Here is a 21878-nt window from a genome sequence, read left to right as displayed (position 1 = left end):
TGTATATTCGCTATTTAATGATCTAAATATAGATAATTTTGCCAACTTTTCATTCGAATTAGGACTTTTCTCATAATTGCAACATGAGAAAAGTGATCGGAATAAATCGCAATTTCAGCACTCGTACCGAGTGGTAAATGATATTGAGATAGATCATCCGTCACTTGAAGTTTCACTAACACCCGGCCATTAGTGTTAATTGTTGAAGCGCTCACTAAACCATTTCTAGATTGTACTTGTCCTTCGGTAATATTAGGAATAATCTCCAGAACTTGGCCTTTAAAGACTTTACCCGGTAGTCCTTTAAATAGAAATTCAGCGTCATGACCTTCTTCTAAACGCTGTAGCGAGTTCTGGCGAAAAGCACCGACGAAATATTTCTCTTCGCTATGAGTAAAGATCATTGAAGGAACTAATGGTAATGGGACTGCCATCATTCCTGGTCGTAATGTGACTTGAGAAACAAAACCATCAGTCGGTGCTCGCACAATGGTTCCATCTAAATTAAACTGCGCTTGAACTAATTCTGCTTTTAGTTTTGCAATTGTCGTATTTTCACCATTTATATTAGATTCATACGCTAGCTTTGCTTGTCTCTCTTTCGATTTCTGTGCTAATAAAAACGACTCCGCAGCTTTATAAGCTTGGTTTGCACTATCCACTTGCTGTTCTGTAAATGCGCCTTTTTTAAAGCTCTTCTGATAACGAATATACTTTCTTTTCGCTTCATCTCGTTCAGCTAATGCTTTTTGAGTGGTATTCTGTGCAGCCACATAAGCTGACTCTAACTCAAGAATATCTTGGCTAGCTTCTGCTAATTGTGCGTTGATCTTATTCACGGCCGCTAAATAAGGGGTATCATCGATTTTAAATAGTATATCACCCTTCTTTAGTTGTTCATTAGGTGTCGCTATCACCTCTATCACTTTACCGCGAACCGTCGGAACAATCGGTGTTGTGACATAAAATTGTCCACCTTTCTGAGTAAATGGGTGGTTATAGTTCATCAAAAGGACTAATGCGCCAACCAAAATAATACCACCTAAAACAGCCGTAGGCACACTCCACTTATTTAATGGAATATTAAATATTTTAAAAATAAAAATACACAATGCGGCATAAGTAAGAATTAACAATAGATCCATTACAAGTCTCCTGATCTGTTTTTCTTTAATAACTCAATTTCAGCCTGTAACTTATCCAGTTTCACTGACATTATTTCTAACTTATGTTGTTGATCATGTTGCTCTTCTTCTATTTTTTGAAAACCCCAACCACGATCTTCTCGCCATAACGTCGCCCAAATCCATAAAAAAGGCCATAGCGCATGAAGAGTAAATAAACTTACCCAGCCAGCAACATGTATCGCATCTTGATGAGGATGATTTCGCTCCTTCGATATCTCATAAGGAATATCATGAATCACAATCACACCATAAAAGATCACTAAGACAACAAAAATTAAGAGCCCCAGTGCAATATAATCTAACATTTGAAAATTACTCCTTTATTCAATTCTTTTAACTATAGTTGAAAACAATGACTTATCTATACTCTTCATGCTTGAATCTGCGTCGTTGTTGACGGTGGTTATTCGCTCAAATCTATTCTCATAAGAGCCTACTCACTTGCCGTCTACCTGCACTGATTTATTTCAGATATACGTTCTTCTTATGGCGTATCATTATTAGCATTGACATAACTAAATAACCGCATAACAAAATTCACTAAAGTCATTGATAATAGAATAAAAAAACCAATTATAAGTAACATTAGTTCATTATTAATAAATAAATGATATCGATAAAAAAGAGCCAACTTATAAAAGAAAACAATAATTAACAGACTAATCATTAATAATTCTGTTTTCATGGATTTCAAGCATAAAGCACTAATAAAACTCCATAAAATCAATGCAACTTCAATAGCGAACTGCAATCTACTCGGGCGCTCTCCAAATGTAAAAATAATCAATAGGTAAAGAGTTAATATTGGTAAAGCAAGTAAAATGTTTAAAATCACATCTCCTCATACAAGTATCTGATACGGTCTATCACCGTTATTAATGATGCGATGAAGATTAACATCAAAAATTCAAATAACTCTAAAACTGATTAATTACATCACTTTTAGTTGATTTTTGATATAATTAATAAAACAATAGGTTATATAAGCAAAATAATTTGATAAATAATTAGCTGGGAAATTCAATCATGACTAAAAATCATTCCTATTTTATTCGAGCAAATGGTTTGTTCAATCTTTATCAGAATGTCATCCAAAATAAAAACTACCCACACACATCTCCAGAAAGTATTCCCTTATCTGCACTTAAGAATCCAATGAATTTATTGCCTGTTTCCGAGGTTTTTAAGTTATATAGAGAGCTAGAATTACAAACTCAAGATCCTGATTTTATGCTTAAAGCGGTAACGACATTTAAGGTAGGACAGCTTGATCCAATCGGACGCTGGATGTTTTCAAGTCATGACTTAATGTCAACAATCCGCAAAGTAAACTTTGGAATGGCTAATATTCAATCTGGTTCAACTTGGATTGCCAGCCCCACAGGTTCTATTACCAAATGGTGTTATAAAAATCGATATAACTCAGGAGAACTGACTGTCCATGATAGTATTCGTGTTGCTGTTTTTATGAACTCGATATTGAAAATGTACTTAGGAAATAAATTTACTCCAATGCGAATTATGTTTTCAGGATCCCGTAATAGTGCCCTTTATCAAGAGTATTTTAACTGTGATATTGAATGGAACCATCATCAAACTGAAATTTGGTTTCATTCAAATGTACGAACAATATTAAAACAACACAGTCAGGATAATAAACAAAATTTGTCTTTAACCTTTGATGATTTAGATAATTTTCTCAATATGCCTCAACCTGATGATGACACCAAAATAGCCTATGAACTGATAAATTACTCATGTCATTTTGGATTACCCACCTTATCAAAAGTCGCTGAATTACTGGGTATATCCACTCAACAATTACAACGCCGCTTTTTTAAATATGGCCACAACTTCTCAGAGATATGCGGATTTGTATTAAGTAATAAAGCAGTAAAATTATTAACAGATTCTATATCGATTGAAGATACTGCTGTTTTATTAGGCTATAGCAATGTGGCGAGCTTCAATCAGATGTTTAAAAAATATCGAGGGATAACGGCAGTTCAATTTGTAAAGTCATTAAACTAAAAAAAGCCCCAATCATATATACCCTACCCTTAAGGTATATATGATTGGGGCTTATCCACTTTTCGCCTACGAGCAATTTCAATGTTTTTGGGAGCAAGCTTTAGCGATAATATTTAAAATAAACAAATTACAGCGAATAAATATAGTATATCTGCGACTTCATTCGAATGATTATTCCTCGAATGACATTAAGAAAATCTAAGAACCCTATTGGTTTTTCTGCGGCAACCCAAGCTAAACCGACAGAACCAACAGGGATATCATGTTGGCTATCTTCATTAATCTTTAAGCGAACAAAGTGATGTTTATTCATTAAGTTTTGTCCGGTCGTTGTTCGAACAGAAGTCTCTCTTGCTAACAAACTCGCTTGAGATTCGCCTGTTGCTTCAATAATTCCTTCAACTTCTGCCGAGAAAATCTTGCCTGGGTAAACGGCGGTAGCAAACTCAGCCGCTTGCCCTACTTTTACATTTCGAATCGCTTGATGATTGACTCGCATTAGTACATACTTTTCATTGGTATACATCTGCATACGAGGTACGACACCCACATATTGACCAGGACGTAAAGTAAAGTTTGTGACATAACCATCAGTTGGCGCATAAACTTTAGTTTGCGATAGATTCCAAAGCGCTTGTTCATAATTTGATTTAGCTTGCTCCATTTCAGCTTGACGAGTCTCAATAGCTAACTCAGCTTTATCTATTGCTAGTTTCTTCTGTTCAGCAACAACTTTACTACGCTGTTCTTTAACTTGAAGGGTATTTAACTCACTGGCTGACTTCTCAACTAATGTGTCTTGCTCATCAAGCAGACTCTCTGTTATTGAGTGTTTAGAGGCGCTATTTTGATCATGATAACGTTTCAGCGTTGCTTCTTTCCAGGTTAAATCTTCTTTTGCTGAAATAATTTGACTGCGATTAATATCTACATCTTTTAACGCCAATTGATGATCCGTTATCGCAATTAATTTATCTTCTTTTGCCGTTAAATAAGCCGATTTAGCAACAGAAAGTTGTGCTTTAGTTTTATCGACTGCAATTTGATAAACATGGTCATCTAGGCTGTAAATTAATTGCCCTTTTTCTACCTTTTGATTCGGATTAATATAAACATGGTCAACATTACCAACCACTTGTGTAGAACCTGGTCTTAATTGAATATGTGGCGATTGAACAATCGATCCACCGCTTAAATCCATCGGAGCCCAAGTAATTAAACCAATCCAAACAAAAGCCAACCATGAACCACCACCAATATAAGCAAAAGCTTTAAAAGGGGCATTCCATGGAACACCAACTAAACGCAGTAAGTAAATAAACAGAGCCCAAACAGCTAAACCTTCTAACATGATTTGTCCTCTTTTTTATTCTCTGCATGCCAAATATCACGAAAACGGATCACTAACTCTTTTGCGTCCACCAATGCCACAATAACGGCAATAACCCAAACCCAATGCCATATAAAACCAATCCAAGTTAAAGTAGTGATCAGTGCAATCTGTTGATGTCCTTTCTGGTTTGCTTTATGGATCGGATACTCGTGAAAACGCCAAAAACCGATACCTATCGCAGCGACAGTTGCGATCAATACCACGCCAGCCACCACATGTAATCCAGTATCAAAACCAGTACCAACGAAGGGCATAGAAATTAAACTCATTTATTGTCCTTATTTGCATAACATATTGACCATATACGCAAAATAATTGGAGTTGCTAGTAGGCGGCAAGTGAGTTAGGCCCCATGAGTATAGATAGACTATATAATTAAGGCGAACGAACACAGACAACAACCTAGCAACTTCAAGTAAGACGAGTATATATCCCTTCTTGTTTGTAATGATTAGAGGGTATGTAAAATGCTAATCAATAGTAAAAATATCTTATCTTTTAATTTTATTACAATATTAAATAATTCAAATACGAAATAATTCCAATATAAAACAATAAGAAATCGATAAGTGTAGTCTAATCAAAATATGAACAAGAGGGAGCTAGTAAAAATACTGGTTAATAAATAAAAGTTATAACAAAATATTTCAACGCATTTTATTTATATATATAGCGTGGATTTTATGAACATAAAATAGAAAGCCGATACTGATCATTACAATCAATACCGGCTTTATACTAAGATAATTTGAAACTGTTGGCTACATTCTTATTCTGTACCCTTCATACTTGAAGCTGCTAGGTTGTTGGCAGCATTCGTCCGCCCACTAGCAACTCCAATTATTTTAGATATATTACCCTTCAAATAACCAATTATGCCAACTCTGCATACGTAAAATAACTTTACGAATAATCGAGAACATCTCCCAATGTGGAGAATAAACGGCAACATGGGCATCAGTTCCAATAGGTATTGGCATCCCCTTCAATAATTCAGGCTGGTCAATTTCAACGCGAACTAAAATACGTCCTTCTTGTTGCAACATTAAAGGATCAATTAAGTGCCCACTCGCCGACACTGAGCCTTGAGAAAATATATCATTAATTTGAGTCACTTTTGCTTTGTAAGCATGACCAGGGATGGTCGCAAAGGTAATTTCAGCCGGATAGCCAACTTTTAAATATCTTGCAGGTGATTGTTTAAATGCCGCAAAAATAATCTTATCTTCATCATGAACAAAAGTTAAGTTACCTTGAAATGGTACTGAACGACTTTTCATTCCTGGTCGTAATAACATTTGAGAAACGTAACCATCTGTAGGTGCTCGTACAACCGTTGAATCCAAATTAAATTGATCACTCTGTTGCTGAGCTAATAAAGATGCACGTTGAGCCAAGGCTTCATCAAGTTGATTGGTAATATTATCAACTGATTCTTGTGACGCAAAGTCCGTTTTATTCAAGTTCTGGTAACGAGCTAATTCTGTTTTGGCATATTTAATTTCAGCATCTACTTTTAAGATATCAGCTTTTGTACTGTCTAGCGCGGCTTTAAAAGGTGTAGGATCAATTAAATAGAGTGGATCCCCCTTCTTAAGCGGTTCATTACCTTTGATATAGACATCCGTCACTAACCCTCTCACCTCAGAGGTAATCGGTGTCGTGACACCCACTACTCGAGCTAAACGAGAGACTGGTTGATACATTGCCATATACAAGAAAATCCAGCCAAGCAAAAAAGCGCCAATAACAACCGCCGTGGTTAAGGTCCAACGATTTTTTGGCACCTTAAACACGCGAAAGACAATAACACAAAGAGCAACATAACTAAGTGTAATGAGTGTCTCCATTATTTACTCTCCTGCTGTTGCTCTAATTTTTCTATCTTTTGTTCTAGTTTTAGAAGCTTTTGTATTAATAGCTGTGAGTCAATATCTGTCCCTTTTTTACTTCCAGCCCAGTTCTCTTTTTCAGGATCATAAAGCATGGCCCAAATCCATAAAAACGGCCAAATCGCATGAAGGAAAAAAAGACTAACCCAACCTGCCACATGGATTGCATCTTGATGTGGATGATTACGCTTCTTCGCTAATTCATAAGGGATATCATGAATGGCAATTAATCCATAAACTAATATTAAGATAACAATAAACAGTATTGCCAAAGATGCATAATCTAATGTTAGGTTCATTACTACTCTCTTTTATTTAACAAACTAGTCTCTCAGTATAGTTCAATACTATAAAACTTTTCTCATAGAGATCAAGAAAATAAAATAACAGTAAGTCATTATTTGATAAGGTAATTATTCTTATAATTTAGAGTAATAACTGGTTTTTAATAGGAATAATACATAGACGAATTATATATATTATTCTAATGAGATTATATTCAATAGTCGCCAATGAAATACACGCCTATTTCACCTTATTATTCGCAATACCATAAGGGATATGAACCAGCGCTAAACCTTGTTCATCTGCATCAAGGTGTACCATTTGATCATCAAAAAACATATCTGGTTTTAAGGTTTCAAATATTCTTGCTTTCTTTAAACCAGCAAGAAAAAATGTTTCATCCGCAAAAACCCCCCAAGTGTATAACGTCGTAATCACTCTCTCATGAGCTGGAGCCCCACGAGCCGTCACGATCGATGTTCTAAGAACTTTTTTATAATTTGGATCTTCACTCTCTTTTTGTGATTCTAATTGCTGAATCCAAGATATCTGTTTAAAAAATTTCGCTAATGGACCTGGAGAGTGTGAAATATTGGCATTTTTAGTTTCAAAATTTTGAAATTTATCAAGATCACCTTTTTTATATACAGATTCAGACTCATCATCAACAACAACACCATCAAAATCAAAAGCTAGCTTCAATATATCACCATTACTGTCACCCATATGGTCATAATTAAGCACTAAACCCGCTGGGAAACCTTTATTTATAGCAAGATCAATACTCGTTCGGTTCGTTGATAAAAAGAGTGACACATTGAAGGCAGGAATATAGTCATGCGGCTCCCCACCAGAAAGAAAGACAGCTCGACTAATTGGTAATTTATAATGTTCAATAGAACGAAAGACTCGACGTCCCGCTTTCACTGAATTCTTCGATAACACCACAACTTCAACAACTTCTTTCCCAAGTTGATGATTAAGTGAGAGCAGTTTTTTTACAAAATTAAATGCCGGCCCACCTTTAAGCGGTGTATCGACTCTCTCTTCTTGATATTTTTCAAATGCTTCTGTGCCATTATTAATAAAAATATCTGAACCATCTCGTTGGTCAAACAAAGCACTAGAAGTGACAGCGACCACTAATTTATCATTAATTGTTTCGACAAAATCATTATTACTCATCGTTTACATCTCTATAATCTCATACTCATTAAAGTATAAGATAATTTTCCTCTTTACCATCAAGATTTATTAATAAGTAGTTAAAGTGGATGACGACGACTCGTTGAAACAATACATATTCGCAAAGAACAGGAATTTATAAATGAGCAGCAAAGAAAGGAGGTGTACTTGCATGAATGGAAAATAGAAAAGCCGCTGTGTGATTAAACACCGCGGCTTTTATCAATCGATTTTAAAATCTAAAAATTTGTTCAATTATAGCTTTTTAGATATCACAGCAAAGAAGAGGATAATACCAACACCAACCATCATGATTGCGCCTTTACCACTCTCAAATCCACCCTGAATGCCTGCGAATGCAACAATCGCGATAGCAACAGGAATGATGTACTTAACTAATGTGTACCAAAGGCCAAATAATGGGAAAGATACTTCGCCGTCATTAGTGATCTCTTTTTCAAGATCTTTACGATTTAATCTCCAACCTGCGTAGATACACACTAACATGCCGCCGATTGCTAAGAAGATCTTATCTGTTAATAGGTCAAATACATCAAATGCACCCGTTCCGAATAACTGAGGACCTAGCCCACCGATAGAAAGTGAAGCGAAGATACAAAGAACAGCCATTACCGCACTTGCTGTAAATACTGCTTTTTTACGCGTCATCTTTTTCTCATCGATTAAATAAGAAACCACAACTTCTAATAGAGAAACCGAAGACGTTAATGCCGCAACACTCAAACCAATGAAGAATAGTAGAGCGAACAACATACCGACAACGCCGCCCATTTCAGCAAATATCTGAGGGACAACAACAAAAACAAGACCAGGACCAGCAGCAGGTTCCATGTTGAAAGCAAACATTGCAGGGAACATTGCAACACCAGCAAGGATTGCAACACCAGTATCCATTGCAGTTACCATTCCGGTCGTTTGAACTAGATTCTCTTTCTTCTTAATATAAGAGCCGTAAGTAATCATACAACCCATACCAAGACTCAGAGAGAAGAATGCCTGACCTAATGCAGCTAGAACAACGCCACTATCAACTTTAGAGAAATCTGGCTTAAATAGGAATTCTAGACCTTTCTCAGCACCTGGTAACATAAGTCCTTTCACTGAAACAATAATCAGGATAATGAACAGTAAAGGCATTAACACTTTACCTGCTTTTTCAATACCACCAGAAATACCACGGATAACAATAAAGATGTTTAATAGAAGGTATAATCCCATCCATAGTAACGGTTGTACAGGATCAGAGATGAAGCTACCAAAGCTATCACCAATCGCAGCTGGCGTGCTTAGTAAGCCTGAACCTACTTTATAGATATAAGCAATTGCCCAACCACCAACAACCGGGTAGAAGCCCATAATTAATAGACCACTAAATACCCCTAACACACCGGTAAATGCCCAACGACGGTCTTGCGACTTAAAAGCACCTACTGCAGAAAGACGTGTCTTACGACCGATAGCAAATTCAGTCAACATAACGCTGAAACCGATGAAAATAACAAACAGAAGATAGATAAGTACAAACGCACCACCACCATTCTCACCTGCGGTGTATGGGAATTTCCAAATATTACCTAAACCAACAGCAGAACCTGCTGCTGCCATAACGAAACCTAATTTTGATCCCCACGTATCGCGTGGAAACTCACCTGCATTATTAGCCACTGTTATCTCTCCAAGATTATTTTCTATTTTTTCTATTTTTTCTATTTTTATACTTACAGCAGAAAAAATCGTACATCCATGTTTACACCAGTTTAAAATGTTGCTTTCACAATGAACAAACTAAGTAAACCAGTTTATGATCAATATTGGAACCCCAAAAAGAATTTTTTATAAAAATAAATGATAATTCATGACTATTAGTTCAAAAAACAATCTAAAAACTCACTTTGAACTTAAACCACAAAAATACGAGCATAAAAATCAAACAGCAAACATTAAACTGTAAACTTATGTCTACACCATTAATTGAAAATTTACTGCTTAACACCTGCCATTTTCAGCCTATAAAAAAGGGGTGTCAAATTGACACCCCTTTAATCTATAACATTTTGGTGACATTTAACACACAAACATCACCATTTATGAATATTTAGAATAATAACTCAAACCAATATTCAATCTGTTTCTCTACAAATATAGAGTGATTAATCTGAATATATTTACTGATAAAACTTAAATTCTATGATGCTTGTTTATCTATATTAAAATGGGATTAGACTTAACATTATCAGCTAAATAAATAGTCTTTTTTAATTTATACCCCAAATATCTTTTAACTTATATCCCAGATAATTGGAGTGACTAGTAAGCGGGAGTTCCAATTACTTTAGGTATATATACCTAAAATAATTGGTGTTGCTAGTTGGCGGCAAGTGAGTGAGGCCCCATGAATATAGGTGTACTCAATGATTGGGGCGAGTAAGTGCAGCCAACAACCTAGCGACTTCAAGTATGAAGGGGATAACGTGATTGAACTATCGTTATAAAACTTAGCCACCATTTAAAACTAATTTCTCAGTATCCAAAAGATCATCAAATAAAAAATCTGTTGAATAGATAGTATTGTACTATTTGTCTGCCAAATAATTCATTAAATCAGTCAATTGCTCTACCGTTTTTAAATTTTTAAATATAATTTTATACTTACCATTAACCACGAAGGTTGGAATACTATTAATACGGTAATATGACTGTTCTTTATCCCATTTTGCCACTTTTTCTGCTACTACTGGGCTTTTTGCTGCTTTATCAAACGACGCGGCATCGACACCATTTGCTACTAATATTGTTTTAATATCTTGCAATGTTGCAACTGAAGGCCCTTTTTCTTCATGACCTTTTGGTGCTGAATGGTGATCATGATTGCCGCCCATCGCTTCAAACATCACCTCTTTTAATCGGGCATCATCTTCAATTCCCATTTCTTGCATAATAGCAAACGCTTCAACCACGGCTTTTGACGTTTGATTCTGTGCATAATCAACATGTTTTTGATTAAAAGATATGTCTTTATCCAGTTCAGGCTTGATCAATGGTAAGTAACGGGTCTCCATGTTGTAGCAGTTTCCGCAATAAAAAGAGAAATACTCCGTCACAGTTGGTGTTTTTGTTTTTTGAACAGGGAAAACTTGATAATGCACACCTTCTTTAAACTCACTCGCAGAAACAGAAACACTAAACAGTGCCGCTAAAAGAAGAACGCCTTTAATAAATTTTTTCATTACAACTCCATTATGTTATCGTTTTTATTCAATGGTTAGTGAAAGTACAGTTCAACGAATCGAACTCAAGCCGGAGACTAGCATAAATAGTCACTAGGTTTAATGACTCTTTTACTAAAATGTGTAGTAGGTAAAGTTCCACTATCGGTATTTTGTTGTAAAGGATATAATACAGAATTATTTTTCAATAGATTTCATTAATATGGATATGACAAATCAAGCTGCCAAATCACCGTCTATTGCGATTATTGGTGGTGGCGTTTCTGGTGCAACAGCAGCACTCTACCTCAGCCAGCAGGGGTATAGTGTTACACTGCTTGAAAAAGGGACCGAACTGGTCAGTGGCCCGCCAATTTGTCACCTTCACGCGGGTGGTAATTTATACCGAGAAATATCAACTGAACAATGTTTAGCGTTATTAGATCAATCGATTGAAACTATAAATTATTATCCTGATAGTGTGAATGTTCGCCCAACGGTGATTGCTATTCCTAAATCTGATCCTGCTGATCCTGCAAGTTTACTGCCTCGATTAGAGAGTATTACCGCTCATTATCAAAAACTAATTAAGAAAAGCCCTGAAAATCAACGTTTAGGTAAGCCGAGTCAGTACTTTCAACTCTACACGAAACCTCAACTTCAAGCTTTAGCACAGCAACAACAGCCCGACTTACCAACGAGTAATGATGAGTGGTTGATTCCCTTCGCTAAATATACCGATTTAAATGCACTAAAATATCCAGTAGTAATGGTGCAAGAGTATGGTTTGAGTGTTTTCCGTCTGGCGTCAACGATCGAGCTCAAGCTAAAGGCACTGTCTAATTGCTCACTTTTCACTAATAGCCAAGTCACAACAATTCATCGCAATGATAATCACTGGTCAATAGAATATGATCAAGACGGCAAACAATACCAAATTGTCGCAGATTATTTGATCAATGCCGCTGGTTTTAAATCTGGAACGATCGATCAACAAATTGGTGTTAACTGTTCTCGTTTTGTTGAATTTAAAGCAGCTTATGTCACTCAGTGGCAATGTAAGGAAAACTGGCCAGAAGTTATTTTCCATGGTCAACGTGGCACACCTCAGGGAATGGCCCAGTTAACACCTTATGCCGATGGTCATTTTCAACTCCACGGTATGACAGATAATATCACTCTATTTAAAGATGGTTTAGCCTCTTCCAGTAAAAGAAACCCGCAACCAAATTTACCAACTCAACTAGAGAACAAAATCAATAACGGCTGGCAACCTGAAACGATTAAACAGAGAACAGAAGCCGCCATTGATCATCTAAGCCAATACATCCCGGCGTTTCATACCGCACAACTTGCCAGTCAACCTTTATTTGGTGCACAACAAGTACCCGGCAATGATCCTTCTCTTCGAGCAGCCGATGTTACCTTCTCTATGAATAACTATGCCAGAATTGAAATTGTAAAAGCTTCTTCTGCCCTCTTGTCCGCAAAAAAAATAGCGATAAAACTTCAACAAGATTTCATATCACCTCAACCTAAAGAGGAGATTAATATTCCATCAAAAGCGATCAATTTACGTGCAGAAGAGATTGCAATTTCCCGAGGTTACCCAAAAGCTTTAGCAACAAAATCTACATTATTTTCATATCGTTAAAATATTATTGACATTCAAAGTCATGACATGGATTAGAAGAAAACAAGTCATAGAGGGATCGTGCAAACACTTAGCAGCCAAAGATTCAAATATCCGATTCATACTTGAATGTACTATACCCAAAGTAATTGGCGTTGCTAGTCGGCGGCAAGTGAATGAGACCCCATGAGTATAGGTGTACTCTATGATTGGGGCGAATGAGCGACGCCAATGATTTCAAGTATAGACTTAACTAACAAACAGATAGAAACACGCATATATAGTCAAAAAAAATGAATAAGTATTGACAAAAACCAAAGATAAGTTTAATAATACTAAAACAATAACTATAATGATAATTCATGGGTTTACAAGTGAAGAACAGTAGAATAAAAAAAGAATTACTAAGTTCAGTTATTATCATGGCTGCATTTTTATCTATTAGTAATTTTGGTGATATCCCACTAGAAAAATTTAACTTCGCTGTTGAAGTGTTGCTAGTAATTGTCGCTATGGCCGTTTTAATGCTCTTTGAAGGACGAATATCCACCAGTATTTTAAGTACCATTTTAATCATTAAAGTTGCTTATGATGTCTATGTTTCGATTAAACTTTTTGACTACTTTAATCCCACTACTCTTATCTCTTTGCTTTTATTCTATCTCGCCTTCCTTTGTTTAATTTTATTTGATAAATATAAGAACCGAGCATCTTTACTTCGCTTTAGTTAATCGCTATTTCCAAGTGTTAAGAATATAACCATAGATACAGAATTATTATTACTTTGTCGTATTTATTCAATTATCTAAAGATGCTATTCGTTACAATAGATCTTGAAATCATTAAATAAATAGGTCATTTGGAACATTATGTCTCGATCACAAAATGAAATACTCTTAGCGTTAAAGCAAGGTAAAGCGATTCCATTCTCTGAGAGTTTATCTATCCAACTAATACAACCTGCCGATCTGGCGGACATCATCACGATGTTAGCGGATGATCGTGTTAATCAATATCTATTCTTTGCCCCTGCCCCCGATGAACTTTATCAAGGCTTTTTTGGCCCGATCATTGAAAACACCGAGCAAGCAATAAAAGATCAGTGCTGGCCAGATAACCCGACCTTCATTATTCGTAACCAACAAGGGAAATACATGGGCATGACAGCGATTACCGCCGTGATGTTTATGGAAGGCAATTTTGAATTGGGTTATCAACTCCCATTTCACGCTTGGGGACAAGGCATCGCAACCAAGGCATGCCAATTAATGACTGAGCTTGGCTTTACTCAGCTCGATGCGCATAAAATCAGTGCTGATTGCTATGGAACTAATATTGGTTCTTATAAAACGTTAGAAAAGTGTCACTTTGTTCAAGAGGGTTGCCAAAAAGATTACTTTAAAACTGACGCAGGTTTTGATGACAAACTTTACTACGGCATAACTGAAAAAGAGTTCAATGCGCTGAAAAATGCTTTCTAGCTTTTGAAATAACAAACCACAGAACTTTTATCTCTACCTAAAATAATTGGCGTTGCTAGTCGGCGGCAAGTGAGTGAGACCCCATGAGTATAGGTTTTCTATATGATTGGGGCGAACGAATACAGCCAACAACTTAGCGACTTCAAGCATGAAGGGGATATTTATTTTTATCCACTAGCTTCAAACCGATAGTGGATAGACCTTCTTAAATCGTTCAAGCACTAACAGTGAATCTTCAGTAAAAGGCACATCAATACTTTTTGTATAATGGGTAAAAAAGGTTAAATGTGCATCTCGCCACCATTGATAGCTTCGATCACCCTCACCTTCCGCAGCGGCAAACTCTGCCGTTACCTTGTTAAATGGAGACAAACTAATTTCGGTTAATTCAATAATACAGACCGGATTTTGCTGCCAATCTAAAACGACCGTTAGTCCACCAACTTTAGGCAGTGGCTCATTTTCGGCATCATAACCCGCCTTTAAACTGCATGACGCGGTTTTAGTCCCTTCATTGATCAATCTTGCGCATTCATTGGCATTGTATTCATCAGCACAAAAATATTCAGCAATGACCTGCGGCACACTGTTTTTCTGCTCTGTCGTTAACAACTGTAAATATTGCTCTAAATATGCTTTATGTTGCTCCTGCATTTTGTTACCTCCTCTGTTTTAAAGTATTATTTAAAATAACTCATCAATTTTTAATTATACCTACCAAGTTCCAAATCTAACCTTGTCTATAAGAGACAAAATCAAAACTGTATTGTGAGACTAAAAAGTAATGTTCTGTATATTCAAATGGTTGATCATTGCTTAATAGACCAACGGCATCAATTTTTAAAATTGGCGTTCCGACAGTAATCGCTAACTTATCAGCGACAATATCATCCGCAACAATCGGTTTAGCACTCTGTTTGCTGAGTTTTATCTTTAGCCCTTTCTGTTGCTCAACATACTGATATTTAGAGTTTCGCATCACCTCTATATTAAGGTCTGGAAACAGAGCAACAGGCATATAGGTATGTTCTAGGACTTCAGGCTTATCATTAATCAAGCGTAATCGACGAATAGAGAAAATCTCATCACCTTCATTAATCGCCAGTTTTTGTGCAATCGTCGGTTCTGCTTGCTGTAATTCAAAGGTAATAATTTTAGAGCTCGGCGTTTTTCCTTGTGCCGTCACTTCTTCATTAAAGCCATTTAATTCAATCGCATTATGCTGAACTTTCGGCGCTTTAATATAGGTACCACTCCCGCGAACACGATACAGTAAATCTTGATCGACCAAGACTTTCATTGATTTTCTAATCGTGACTCTGCTGACTTGATACTGTTCTTGTAACTGCTGTTCAGTCGGTAAAATACTTCCTTCCACCAGCACGCCATCACGGATCTGTTCAATCAGATCATCTGCGATTTGTAGATAACGCGGTTTCTGCACGATATGTTCTCTTATTAATGCTTTACCGCAGAATAACAAATTTATGATCAATAATACATTTTCAAACCTTATTTAGTGATTAATGTGATCAATTACACAAATGTATTCTTAAAGTATCACTCACCACTTTTGTTCGTAATACTTTTAAGATACATTTAGCCCAAGTTAAACAACACCTCAGAATTTGTAATAGAGAGAACTTTATGAAACGTCAAAATTTAACCGTTGTTGGTGCAGGTAGTACTTATACACTAGGTATGATGAACAGCTTAATTGCAGAGAAAGAGACTTTTCCTCTGAAACGTGTTGTTTTTTATGATATTGATGCAGAACGTCAAGAATCTAATGCAAAGGCAACTGAGATTCTATTCCGCGAGCACTACCCAGAAGTTGAAGAATTCATCTACACAACGGATAAAGAAATTGCCTTCTCAAACTCCGATTTCTTCTTTATTCAAATTCGTACTGGCGGTCTCGCTATGCGTGAAAGAGATGAGCAAATTCCTCTTTCGCATGGCTGTGTCGGTCAAGAGACGTGTGGTGCAGGTGGTATGGCGTATGGCCTGCGTTCTATTGGCGATATGATTACGTTAGTCAATGAAATCCGTCACTATAGCCCAGAAGCTTGGATTCTGAACTACACCAATCCTGCTGCTATTGTTGCTGAAGCCCTAAACCGTGAATTCCCTAACGATAAGCGAATTCTAAATATTTGTGATATGCCCGCTGCAATTATGGTGAGCTACGCACAAATCTTAGGTTGTGAATTCTGGGATCTCGTACCAGAGTACTTTGGCTTAAACCATTACGGTTGGTTTACCGGTATTCGTAATAAACAAGGTCAAGATCTAACAGATGAAATTAAAAATATCATTCTAAATAAAGGTATTACTGCCGTCGATCCTGAAATTGCTGACGATCCATCTTGGCAAGCAACCTTTAAGAACATGAAAACCATGTTAGAAGATAACCCTGAATTTCTTCCTAACACTTATCTTCAATACTACCTCTACCCAGAGAAAATGGTTTCAAAAGAAGATATCAACAATACCCGTGCACGCCAAGTTATCAATGGACGTGAAAAACGTGTATTTGAATTAAACCAACGCATTATTGATGCCGATACGACTGAAAATGAAACACTGCATGCTGATATTCACGGTCGCTACATGGTTCGAGTTGCTGCGTCTTTAGCTTATAACATGGGTGATACTTATCTTGTTATCGTTCAAAATAACGGCATCATTTCAAACTTACAAGATGACGCAATGGTTGAGGTTCCAGCATCATTAACAAATAAAGGCCCTCAGCCTTTCGCAGTAGGTAAGATCCCAACATTCCAAAAAGCGATGATCGAAAGCCAACTAGGTTATGAAAAATTAGTGGTTGATGGTTGGTTTGAAGGGAATAAACAGAAATTGGTTAACGCATTAACGCTTAACCGTACAGTTATTAATGTCTCAACAGCGAAAAAGATTGTTGATGACCTATTAATAGAAAACAAGCCATATCTACCACAATTCTCAAAATAATTATAATAACAAATACTTAATAGAGCCTTCACCTTTCGCGATTATTTGCTCGAGGGCTCTACCTTTATTAACCATACTTTCAATTCCAATGATGAGGTTTCAATGAAAGATATGATTCAGCGTTTTGGTGCAGCAATGTTTGTACCTGTATTACTTTTTCCTGCAGCAGGGATGTTGCTTGGCTTTAGTGTCATGCTTCTTAATAAAGATCTGTTCCCTTTCGCGGTTGAGGGAAGTGCTTGGTTTAATGTTTCAACCATCCTACTTCAAGCATCTTTAGCTGTATTTAAAAATATGCCATTAGTGTTTGCATTAGGTCTACCTATTGCATTAGCTAAAAAAGCATCTGGTCGAGCGGTTCTTGCCACTTTTGTCTCTTACATTACTTTTAACTACGTAATTGGTGGTATTTTACAGTTTTGGGGACCAAGTTTTGACATCAACTATGTTGCTGGCGAAATGGGTTTAACTGAAATTGGCGGTATTCTAACATTAGACACTTCACTACTTGGTTCAATTCTAATTGCATCGATCTCAGTATGGGTACATAACCGTTACTTTGATAAGTCACTTCCAGACTGGGCAAGTGTCTTTGGTGGTACACCATTAGTGGTGATAATCAGTTTCCCAATCATGGTTTTTGCCGCGATTGTCACTTGCTTTGTATGGCCATCAATCCAACACGCTATTACTGGTTTACAAACCGTCATTATCAACTCAGGCACGATGGGTGTTTGGTTATTCGCATTCCTTGAGCGTTTACTGATCCCAACCGGTCTTCACCACTTCATCTACGGCCCTGTATTCTATGGTCCTGTTGCTGTTGATGGTGGAACTGTTGCCTATTGGATTCAACACATCGCTGAGTTTGCTGCAAACCCTGCACCACTAACAGAACAGTTCCCACAAGGTGGCTTAATGTTAACAGGTATGGGTAAAGTCTTTGGTTGTACTGGTATTGCATTAGCGCTTTACTCTACAGCTAAAAAAGAGAACAAAAAAATGGTGGCAGGCCTAGTTATCGGCGCAGCTATCACCGCAATTCTAACCGGTATTACAGAACCGATTGAATTTACGTTCTTATTTATTGCACCTATTCTATTTGTTATTCATGCACTACTTTCAGCAACCATGGCAGCCATTGCATTTTCAATGGGACTATCTGGGAACTTCCAAACAGGTCTAATCGACTTTATCTTCCAGAACTGGTTACCTTTAGGGGCTAACCACTGGCAGGTTTATGTTATGCAGGTGATTTTAGGATTAGTTTTTGTCGGAATCTACTTCATTGTCTTCCGTACATTAATTATCAAACTGAATATCTTAACCCCTGGACGCGGTAATGCTAAAGCGAAACTGTACAGCAAAAAAGACTTCAAAGACGCGAAAACTCAAGGTGGTATTGAAACCGCAAAAGCTGAAGCATTCATTGAAGGTTTAGGTGGTAAAGATAACATCGAACTACTAACTAACTGTGCAACTCGCTTACGTATCAAGGTGATTGACCCAGCAAAAGTTGCAGAGACTGAGTATTTCCAAGCTCAAGGTGCAGTGAATGTGGTGCGTAATGGTAATAGCTTCCAAATCATTGTTGGCTTAACGGTTCCTCAGGTGAGAGAACATATGTCACAAATGATTAAGATCTAATTCAACACCCGAAAAGTATTTTTAAATCATCAACGAGTTGTTTCTATCATGAAGCAACTCGTTTTTTTGTGTGAATGAACAAGCGATCAATCAGACAGTTCGCTCTTTCATTAACTATAAATAATCGGAATATCTTTCCAATTTGTTGTAAAGTGAGGTGAGAGGTACTGCTGCCTCATCGCCCATTTTTGCTCAATACCTTGTCCAGCGATAAACAGGGTATTTTGACCATACTTCTGATTCAGTCCATCTAATGCGGTCATCAAAGATCGATTATCATCAGGGATAAAAAGATCACTCTGGACATGCTGTTCCTTTACCAAACCGATTAACCCTACGCCGACTTTTTGATATTTAACTTCGGGACGAAAGAGTTGAGGTACAAGCTTCGATACCGCTTGAGAAATAATTAAACTATCGGCTGTAGGTTGTGCAAATTGATATAGAGCCTGTAACCTAACATTAGGGCGATCGAACGCGATATCTCCAGCAAAAATAACCAATGCTTCAGCACACTGTTTTTTCTTTCTTAATTTATTCGCGGCAATCTGACTATGTTTAATTAACGCTTGTTGTAGATCATCTAAACAGAAAACCGGTTGACCTAAGGTTCGTGTGGAAAAAATTTGTCGATTTTCTTCTTCAACAGCGTGCCAATGAATACAAGCTTCACCTTTGAGTTCTCTCACCGTCTCACAGAGAGTGCGATTAAATTCCGCCTTAATTCTATCAAATGGATAACGAGTTAAATCTAATGCGGTTTTGATCCCCAATACGTTTAAGCGCTGAGTCAATCGACGACCGATCCCCCAAACATCATCAATTGGCGTTATCGCGAGCGCCTGTTCAATCACCTCAGCTGAATTGAATAAACAGACACCTTGCTGTTGTCGCTGTTTTTTTGCTAATCGATTTGCTAATTTTGCTAACGTCAACGTTTTTGCCATACCGACACAAACCGGTAATCGACACTTTTTCCAGACATTTAATCGAATTTCACTGCCAAGTTGCAAATATTCATTATCCGTTTGTTGGCAATCATTAAAAGAAAGAAAGGTTTCGTCAATCGAATAGATATATTGTTCTGGCGCAAACTGGCCGATAACTTCCATCATCTTGGCAGAAAGATCAGCATAAAGAGGATAATTAGAGGAGAAAACTTCAATATTATGTTGTTGGCAAAGATGCCTCACTTTAAAAAAAGGCGTAAATTTAGGTACCACTTCTTGGGCTTTACGGTTCGCAGCCACCACTACACCATCATTATTCGACAACACAACAATACCTTTATGGCGAATGTCCGGTCGAAACACCGCTTCTGCACTGGCATAAAAGGCATTGGCATCAACAAGCGCAAACATTTTACTGCCTAAAAGAGCTAATCGTATGAATAACAACACCTTCAACAGAAAAGGTATCTCCTTCTGCAATAATAATGTCTTGATAAGAGCCATTAGCTGAGCAGAGTTTTCTCTCCGGAATATTGATCTGTTTCACCACAAATAAGCCATTATAATTAGCGACAATCACGTCGCCATTTTGATAATTCAACGCACGATCAACGATTAATAATGAACCGTCCATAATGCCCACCTCAATCATTGACTCGCCACTCACACGCCCAATATAGGTAGAGCTCGGATGAGAAATAAGTAGATCATCAAGGCTTAAATTGAGTTGTTTGTACTCTGAGGCAGGAGACTCAAAGCCACTAATCCCTGCACTGGCTGGAATTGGAATAAATTTCATAAAAAAACCACTGGATAAATAAACAGTATTTTTAATTATATAACGCTAATAAAAATAATCAATCCCAAAAGATCATTGAAAATTTTCATGGGCGATAACTCGGTTTGATAAGAGTTGAGCAGTCCGATAATGTGGGTATTAAAATACCCTCACCACCAATCTACTTCAATGATAAAAAAGAATACTTAAATATGATTGGACAAACGGGTGATGCCAAAAACTAGCAACGTCAAGTATGGAGAAGATATCGTTTAAAATTTAAACTAAACTTAATCAAAGGTATATGGCATCGTCAAATAGGACTAGTTATGAAAAAAATCAGTTATCGATCTAGAAATATCATACTTGGACTATTTACATTATTATTTGTTACATCTTGCACAACCCAGTTTGTTTATCGCCATCTTGATTGGTTTATTGGTGAATATGTTGAAGAATATGTTGATCTCAATAGTCAACAATCTGAACGATTAGAAAAAAAAGTCTCCAGTTTCCAATACTGGCATAAACAAAAAGAGCTCCCACGTTACAAAAAACATTTAGATCAACTGGCTAATTTAGATTTACACCAACTCACCATACTTCAAATAGAACACCAGCAGCTCGAGCTATTTGCTCATATTGAACGTTCTAGAGAGAAGATTGCACCGATCCTTTACTCCCTTTTTACGACTCTAACTCAAGAGCAGCAGGATCAACTAATAAAAAATATGACTAAGCGTATTTACGAATACTCAGAAAAAGTTAGGGATAAATCAGAAAAGGAGCACCGTGAAAATTACGTTGAAAAGATGGAAGGTTATGTTGACCATTGGTTTGGTTCAGTTACCGCTCAACAAATGCAGTTATTGCAATTGTGGTCGAAAAAGATCTTATTAACCAAAGAAGATTGGATTGAATCTCGCATTCTATTTATTGAAAAGTTGTCCGTTTTATTTTCAGAAAAAGAGAACAGTATTGTCTATCGCCAGCAATTTATTGATTATATCTCCCACCCTGACGCCCTCTACTCTGATGTCTTCTTAACAAAAATAAAAAGCAATAAAGCCTTATTTAGCCAGATGTTTGTCAAAATTGCTCATACCACGACCCCAGATCAACAGCGTCATTTTAAAAATGAAATGCGAGATTGGAAAGAGACGGTGATTAGTATTGAGGAGGATTAAAGTTGACTAGAAATAAACGGCTCTTC

The 21878-nt window shown here is 36.9% G+C and carries 20 protein-coding genes; 7 read left to right on the top strand and 13 right to left on the bottom strand.

The features are described from left to right. Positions 1–14: 14 nt before the first annotated feature. Both L0B53_RS11960 and L0B53_RS11955 read right to left on the bottom strand, forming a co-directional pair. On the bottom strand, positions 15–1145 hold the full coding sequence (locus L0B53_RS11960; RefSeq protein WP_235059833.1) for an HlyD family secretion protein: 1131 nt from the start codon (positions 1143–1145) through the stop codon (positions 15–17). Next, entirely contained in the window at positions 1145–1492 is a 348-nt protein-coding gene (locus L0B53_RS11955; protein ID WP_235059831.1) for a DUF3302 domain-containing protein, read from the bottom strand. Before L0B53_RS11955 ends, L0B53_RS11960 begins: the two co-directional genes overlap by 1 nt. 721 nt (positions 1493–2213) lie before the next feature. On the opposite strand from L0B53_RS11955, the gene L0B53_RS11950 reads away from it, so the two are divergent. Further along, positions 2214–3218 (top strand): AraC family transcriptional regulator, encoded by a 1005-nt coding sequence (locus tag L0B53_RS11950; protein ID WP_235059830.1) that lies wholly within the window; start codon positions 2214–2216, stop codon positions 3216–3218. A 127-nt stretch (positions 3219–3345) separates the two neighbouring features. Here L0B53_RS11950 and L0B53_RS11945 read toward each other — a convergent pair whose 3' ends face one another. The 7 genes from L0B53_RS11945 to L0B53_RS11915 form a co-directional block, all read right to left on the bottom strand. Further along, the gene (locus L0B53_RS11945) at positions 3346–4569 is read right to left on the bottom strand and encodes an HlyD family secretion protein (protein ID WP_235059829.1); all 1224 of its coding nucleotides are present in this window, start codon (positions 4567–4569) and stop codon (positions 3346–3348) included. Then, positions 4563–4880, bottom strand: coding sequence for an MFS transporter (locus L0B53_RS11940; protein WP_235059828.1), 318 nt, complete (start codon positions 4878–4880; stop codon positions 4563–4565). The genes L0B53_RS11945 and L0B53_RS11940 overlap by 7 nt, the downstream gene beginning before the upstream one ends. Before the next feature lie 585 nt (positions 4881–5465). Further along, positions 5466–6461 (bottom strand): HlyD family secretion protein, encoded by a 996-nt coding sequence (locus tag L0B53_RS11935; protein ID WP_235059827.1) that lies wholly within the window; start codon positions 6459–6461, stop codon positions 5466–5468. Next, positions 6461–6802: a DUF3302 domain-containing protein gene (locus L0B53_RS11930; protein ID WP_235059825.1), complete on the bottom strand. Its 342-nt coding sequence runs from the start codon at positions 6800–6802 to the stop codon at positions 6461–6463. The genes L0B53_RS11935 and L0B53_RS11930 overlap by 1 nt, the downstream gene beginning before the upstream one ends. Before the next feature lie 226 nt (positions 6803–7028). Then, the gene (locus L0B53_RS11925; protein ID WP_235059824.1) at positions 7029–7973 is read right to left on the bottom strand and encodes a 5'-nucleotidase; all 945 of its coding nucleotides are present in this window, start codon (positions 7971–7973) and stop codon (positions 7029–7031) included. Positions 7974–8228: 255 nt separating this feature from the next. After that, the gene (locus tag L0B53_RS11920; RefSeq protein WP_260115547.1) at positions 8229–9659 is read right to left on the bottom strand and encodes a sodium-dependent transporter; all 1431 of its coding nucleotides are present in this window, start codon (positions 9657–9659) and stop codon (positions 8229–8231) included. Between the two features lie 908 nt (positions 9660–10567). Then, complete coding sequence (locus L0B53_RS11915; RefSeq protein WP_235059823.1) at positions 10568–11221, bottom strand: thiol:disulfide interchange protein DsbA/DsbL; 654 nt, start codon at positions 11219–11221, stop codon at positions 10568–10570. A 202-nt stretch (positions 11222–11423) separates the two neighbouring features. On the opposite strand from L0B53_RS11915, the gene L0B53_RS11910 reads away from it, so the two are divergent. The 3 genes from L0B53_RS11910 to L0B53_RS11900 all read left to right on the top strand — a co-directional run bounded on the left by L0B53_RS11910 (position 11424) and on the right by L0B53_RS11900 (position 14314). Continuing rightward, positions 11424–12854 carry an FAD-dependent oxidoreductase gene (locus L0B53_RS11910; RefSeq protein WP_235059822.1) on the top strand — a complete coding sequence of 477 codons (1431 nt, stop codon included), beginning with the start codon at positions 11424–11426 and terminating at the stop codon, positions 12852–12854. A gap of 353 nt (positions 12855–13207) precedes the next feature. Continuing rightward, positions 13208–13564, top strand: a complete 357-nt coding sequence (locus L0B53_RS11905; RefSeq protein WP_235059821.1) for a hypothetical protein — start codon at positions 13208–13210, stop codon at positions 13562–13564. Between the two features lie 138 nt (positions 13565–13702). After that, complete coding sequence (locus L0B53_RS11900; RefSeq protein WP_235059819.1) at positions 13703–14314, top strand: GNAT family N-acetyltransferase; 612 nt, start codon at positions 13703–13705, stop codon at positions 14312–14314. 180 nt (positions 14315–14494) lie between these two features. On the opposite strand, the gene L0B53_RS11895 is transcribed toward L0B53_RS11900, so the two are convergent. Together L0B53_RS11895 and L0B53_RS11890 are read right to left on the bottom strand one after the other, a co-directional pair. After that, positions 14495–14968: an ASCH domain-containing protein gene (locus L0B53_RS11895; protein ID WP_235059817.1), complete on the bottom strand. Its 474-nt coding sequence runs from the start codon at positions 14966–14968 to the stop codon at positions 14495–14497. Between the two features lie 76 nt (positions 14969–15044). Next, complete coding sequence (locus L0B53_RS11890) at positions 15045–15758, bottom strand: GntR family transcriptional regulator (protein WP_235059812.1); 714 nt, start codon at positions 15756–15758, stop codon at positions 15045–15047. A 203-nt stretch (positions 15759–15961) separates the two neighbouring features. Here L0B53_RS11890 and L0B53_RS11885 point away from each other — a divergent pair, with 203 nt between their 5' ends. Further along, positions 15962–17290, top strand: coding sequence for a 6-phospho-alpha-glucosidase (locus L0B53_RS11885; protein ID WP_235059811.1), 1329 nt, complete (start codon positions 15962–15964; stop codon positions 17288–17290). Positions 17291–17392: 102 nt separating this feature from the next. After that, positions 17393–18937 (top strand): alpha-glucoside-specific PTS transporter subunit IIBC, encoded by a 1545-nt coding sequence (locus tag L0B53_RS11880; RefSeq protein ID WP_235059809.1) that lies wholly within the window; start codon positions 17393–17395, stop codon positions 18935–18937. Positions 18938–19047: 110 nt separating this feature from the next. Here the strand turns inward: L0B53_RS11880 and L0B53_RS11875 are convergent, their stop codons facing one another. Together L0B53_RS11875 and umuD are read right to left on the bottom strand one after the other, a co-directional pair. Further along, entirely contained in the window at positions 19048–20298 is a 1251-nt protein-coding gene (locus L0B53_RS11875) for a Y-family DNA polymerase (protein WP_235059808.1), read from the bottom strand. Between the two features lies 1 nt (position 20299). Next, positions 20300–20686, bottom strand: coding sequence for a translesion error-prone DNA polymerase V autoproteolytic subunit (umuD, locus tag L0B53_RS11870; RefSeq protein ID WP_235059807.1), 387 nt, complete (start codon positions 20684–20686; stop codon positions 20300–20302). 308 nt (positions 20687–20994) lie between these two features. On the opposite strand from umuD, the gene L0B53_RS11865 reads away from it, so the two are divergent. Next, positions 20995–21852, top strand: a complete 858-nt coding sequence (locus L0B53_RS11865; protein WP_235059806.1) for a DUF6279 family lipoprotein — start codon at positions 20995–20997, stop codon at positions 21850–21852. Positions 21853–21878 lie beyond the last annotated feature (26 nt).

The organism is Vibrio sp. SS-MA-C1-2 (assembly GCF_021513135.1).
In the GTDB taxonomy this organism is placed as follows: domain Bacteria; phylum Pseudomonadota; class Gammaproteobacteria; order Enterobacterales; family Vibrionaceae.
The sequence above is the reverse complement of the archived record's forward strand: the minus strand, read 5'-3'. Positions and strand labels throughout refer to the sequence as shown.

Bases quoted from the DNA above. Each gene is read 5' to 3' on its own strand.
- L0B53_RS11960 (WP_235059833.1), bottom strand. From the start codon at position 1,145: ATGGATCTATTGTTAATTCTTACTTATGCCGCATTGTGTATTTTTATT.
- L0B53_RS11955 (WP_235059831.1), bottom strand. From the start codon at position 1,492: ATGTTAGATTATATTGCACTGGGGCTCTTAATTTTTGTTGTCTTAGTG.
- L0B53_RS11950 (WP_235059830.1), top strand. From the start codon at position 2,214: ATGACTAAAAATCATTCCTATTTTATTCGAGCAAATGGTTTGTTCAAT.
- L0B53_RS11945 (WP_235059829.1), bottom strand. From the start codon at position 4,569: ATGTTAGAAGGTTTAGCTGTTTGGGCTCTGTTTATTTACTTACTGCGT.
- L0B53_RS11940 (WP_235059828.1), bottom strand. From the start codon at position 4,880: ATGAGTTTAATTTCTATGCCCTTCGTTGGTACTGGTTTTGATACTGGA.
- L0B53_RS11935 (WP_235059827.1), bottom strand. From the start codon at position 6,461: ATGGAGACACTCATTACACTTAGTTATGTTGCTCTTTGTGTTATTGTC.
- L0B53_RS11930 (WP_235059825.1), bottom strand. From the start codon at position 6,802: ATGAACCTAACATTAGATTATGCATCTTTGGCAATACTGTTTATTGTT.
- L0B53_RS11925 (WP_235059824.1), bottom strand. From the start codon at position 7,973: ATGAGTAATAATGATTTTGTCGAAACAATTAATGATAAATTAGTGGTC.
- L0B53_RS11915 (WP_235059823.1), bottom strand. From the start codon at position 11,221: ATGAAAAAATTTATTAAAGGCGTTCTTCTTTTAGCGGCACTGTTTAGT.
- L0B53_RS11910 (WP_235059822.1), top strand. From the start codon at position 11,424: ATGGATATGACAAATCAAGCTGCCAAATCACCGTCTATTGCGATTATT.
- L0B53_RS11900 (WP_235059819.1), top strand. From the start codon at position 13,703: ATGTCTCGATCACAAAATGAAATACTCTTAGCGTTAAAGCAAGGTAAA.
- L0B53_RS11895 (WP_235059817.1), bottom strand. From the start codon at position 14,968: ATGCAGGAGCAACATAAAGCATATTTAGAGCAATATTTACAGTTGTTA.
- L0B53_RS11885 (WP_235059811.1), top strand. From the start codon at position 15,962: ATGAAACGTCAAAATTTAACCGTTGTTGGTGCAGGTAGTACTTATACA.
- L0B53_RS11880 (WP_235059809.1), top strand. From the start codon at position 17,393: ATGAAAGATATGATTCAGCGTTTTGGTGCAGCAATGTTTGTACCTGTA.
- L0B53_RS11875 (WP_235059808.1), bottom strand. From the start codon at position 20,298: ATGTTTGCGCTTGTTGATGCCAATGCCTTTTATGCCAGTGCAGAAGCG.
- umuD (WP_235059807.1), bottom strand. From the start codon at position 20,686: ATGAAATTTATTCCAATTCCAGCCAGTGCAGGGATTAGTGGCTTTGAG.
- L0B53_RS11865 (WP_235059806.1), top strand. From the start codon at position 20,995: ATGAAAAAAATCAGTTATCGATCTAGAAATATCATACTTGGACTATTT.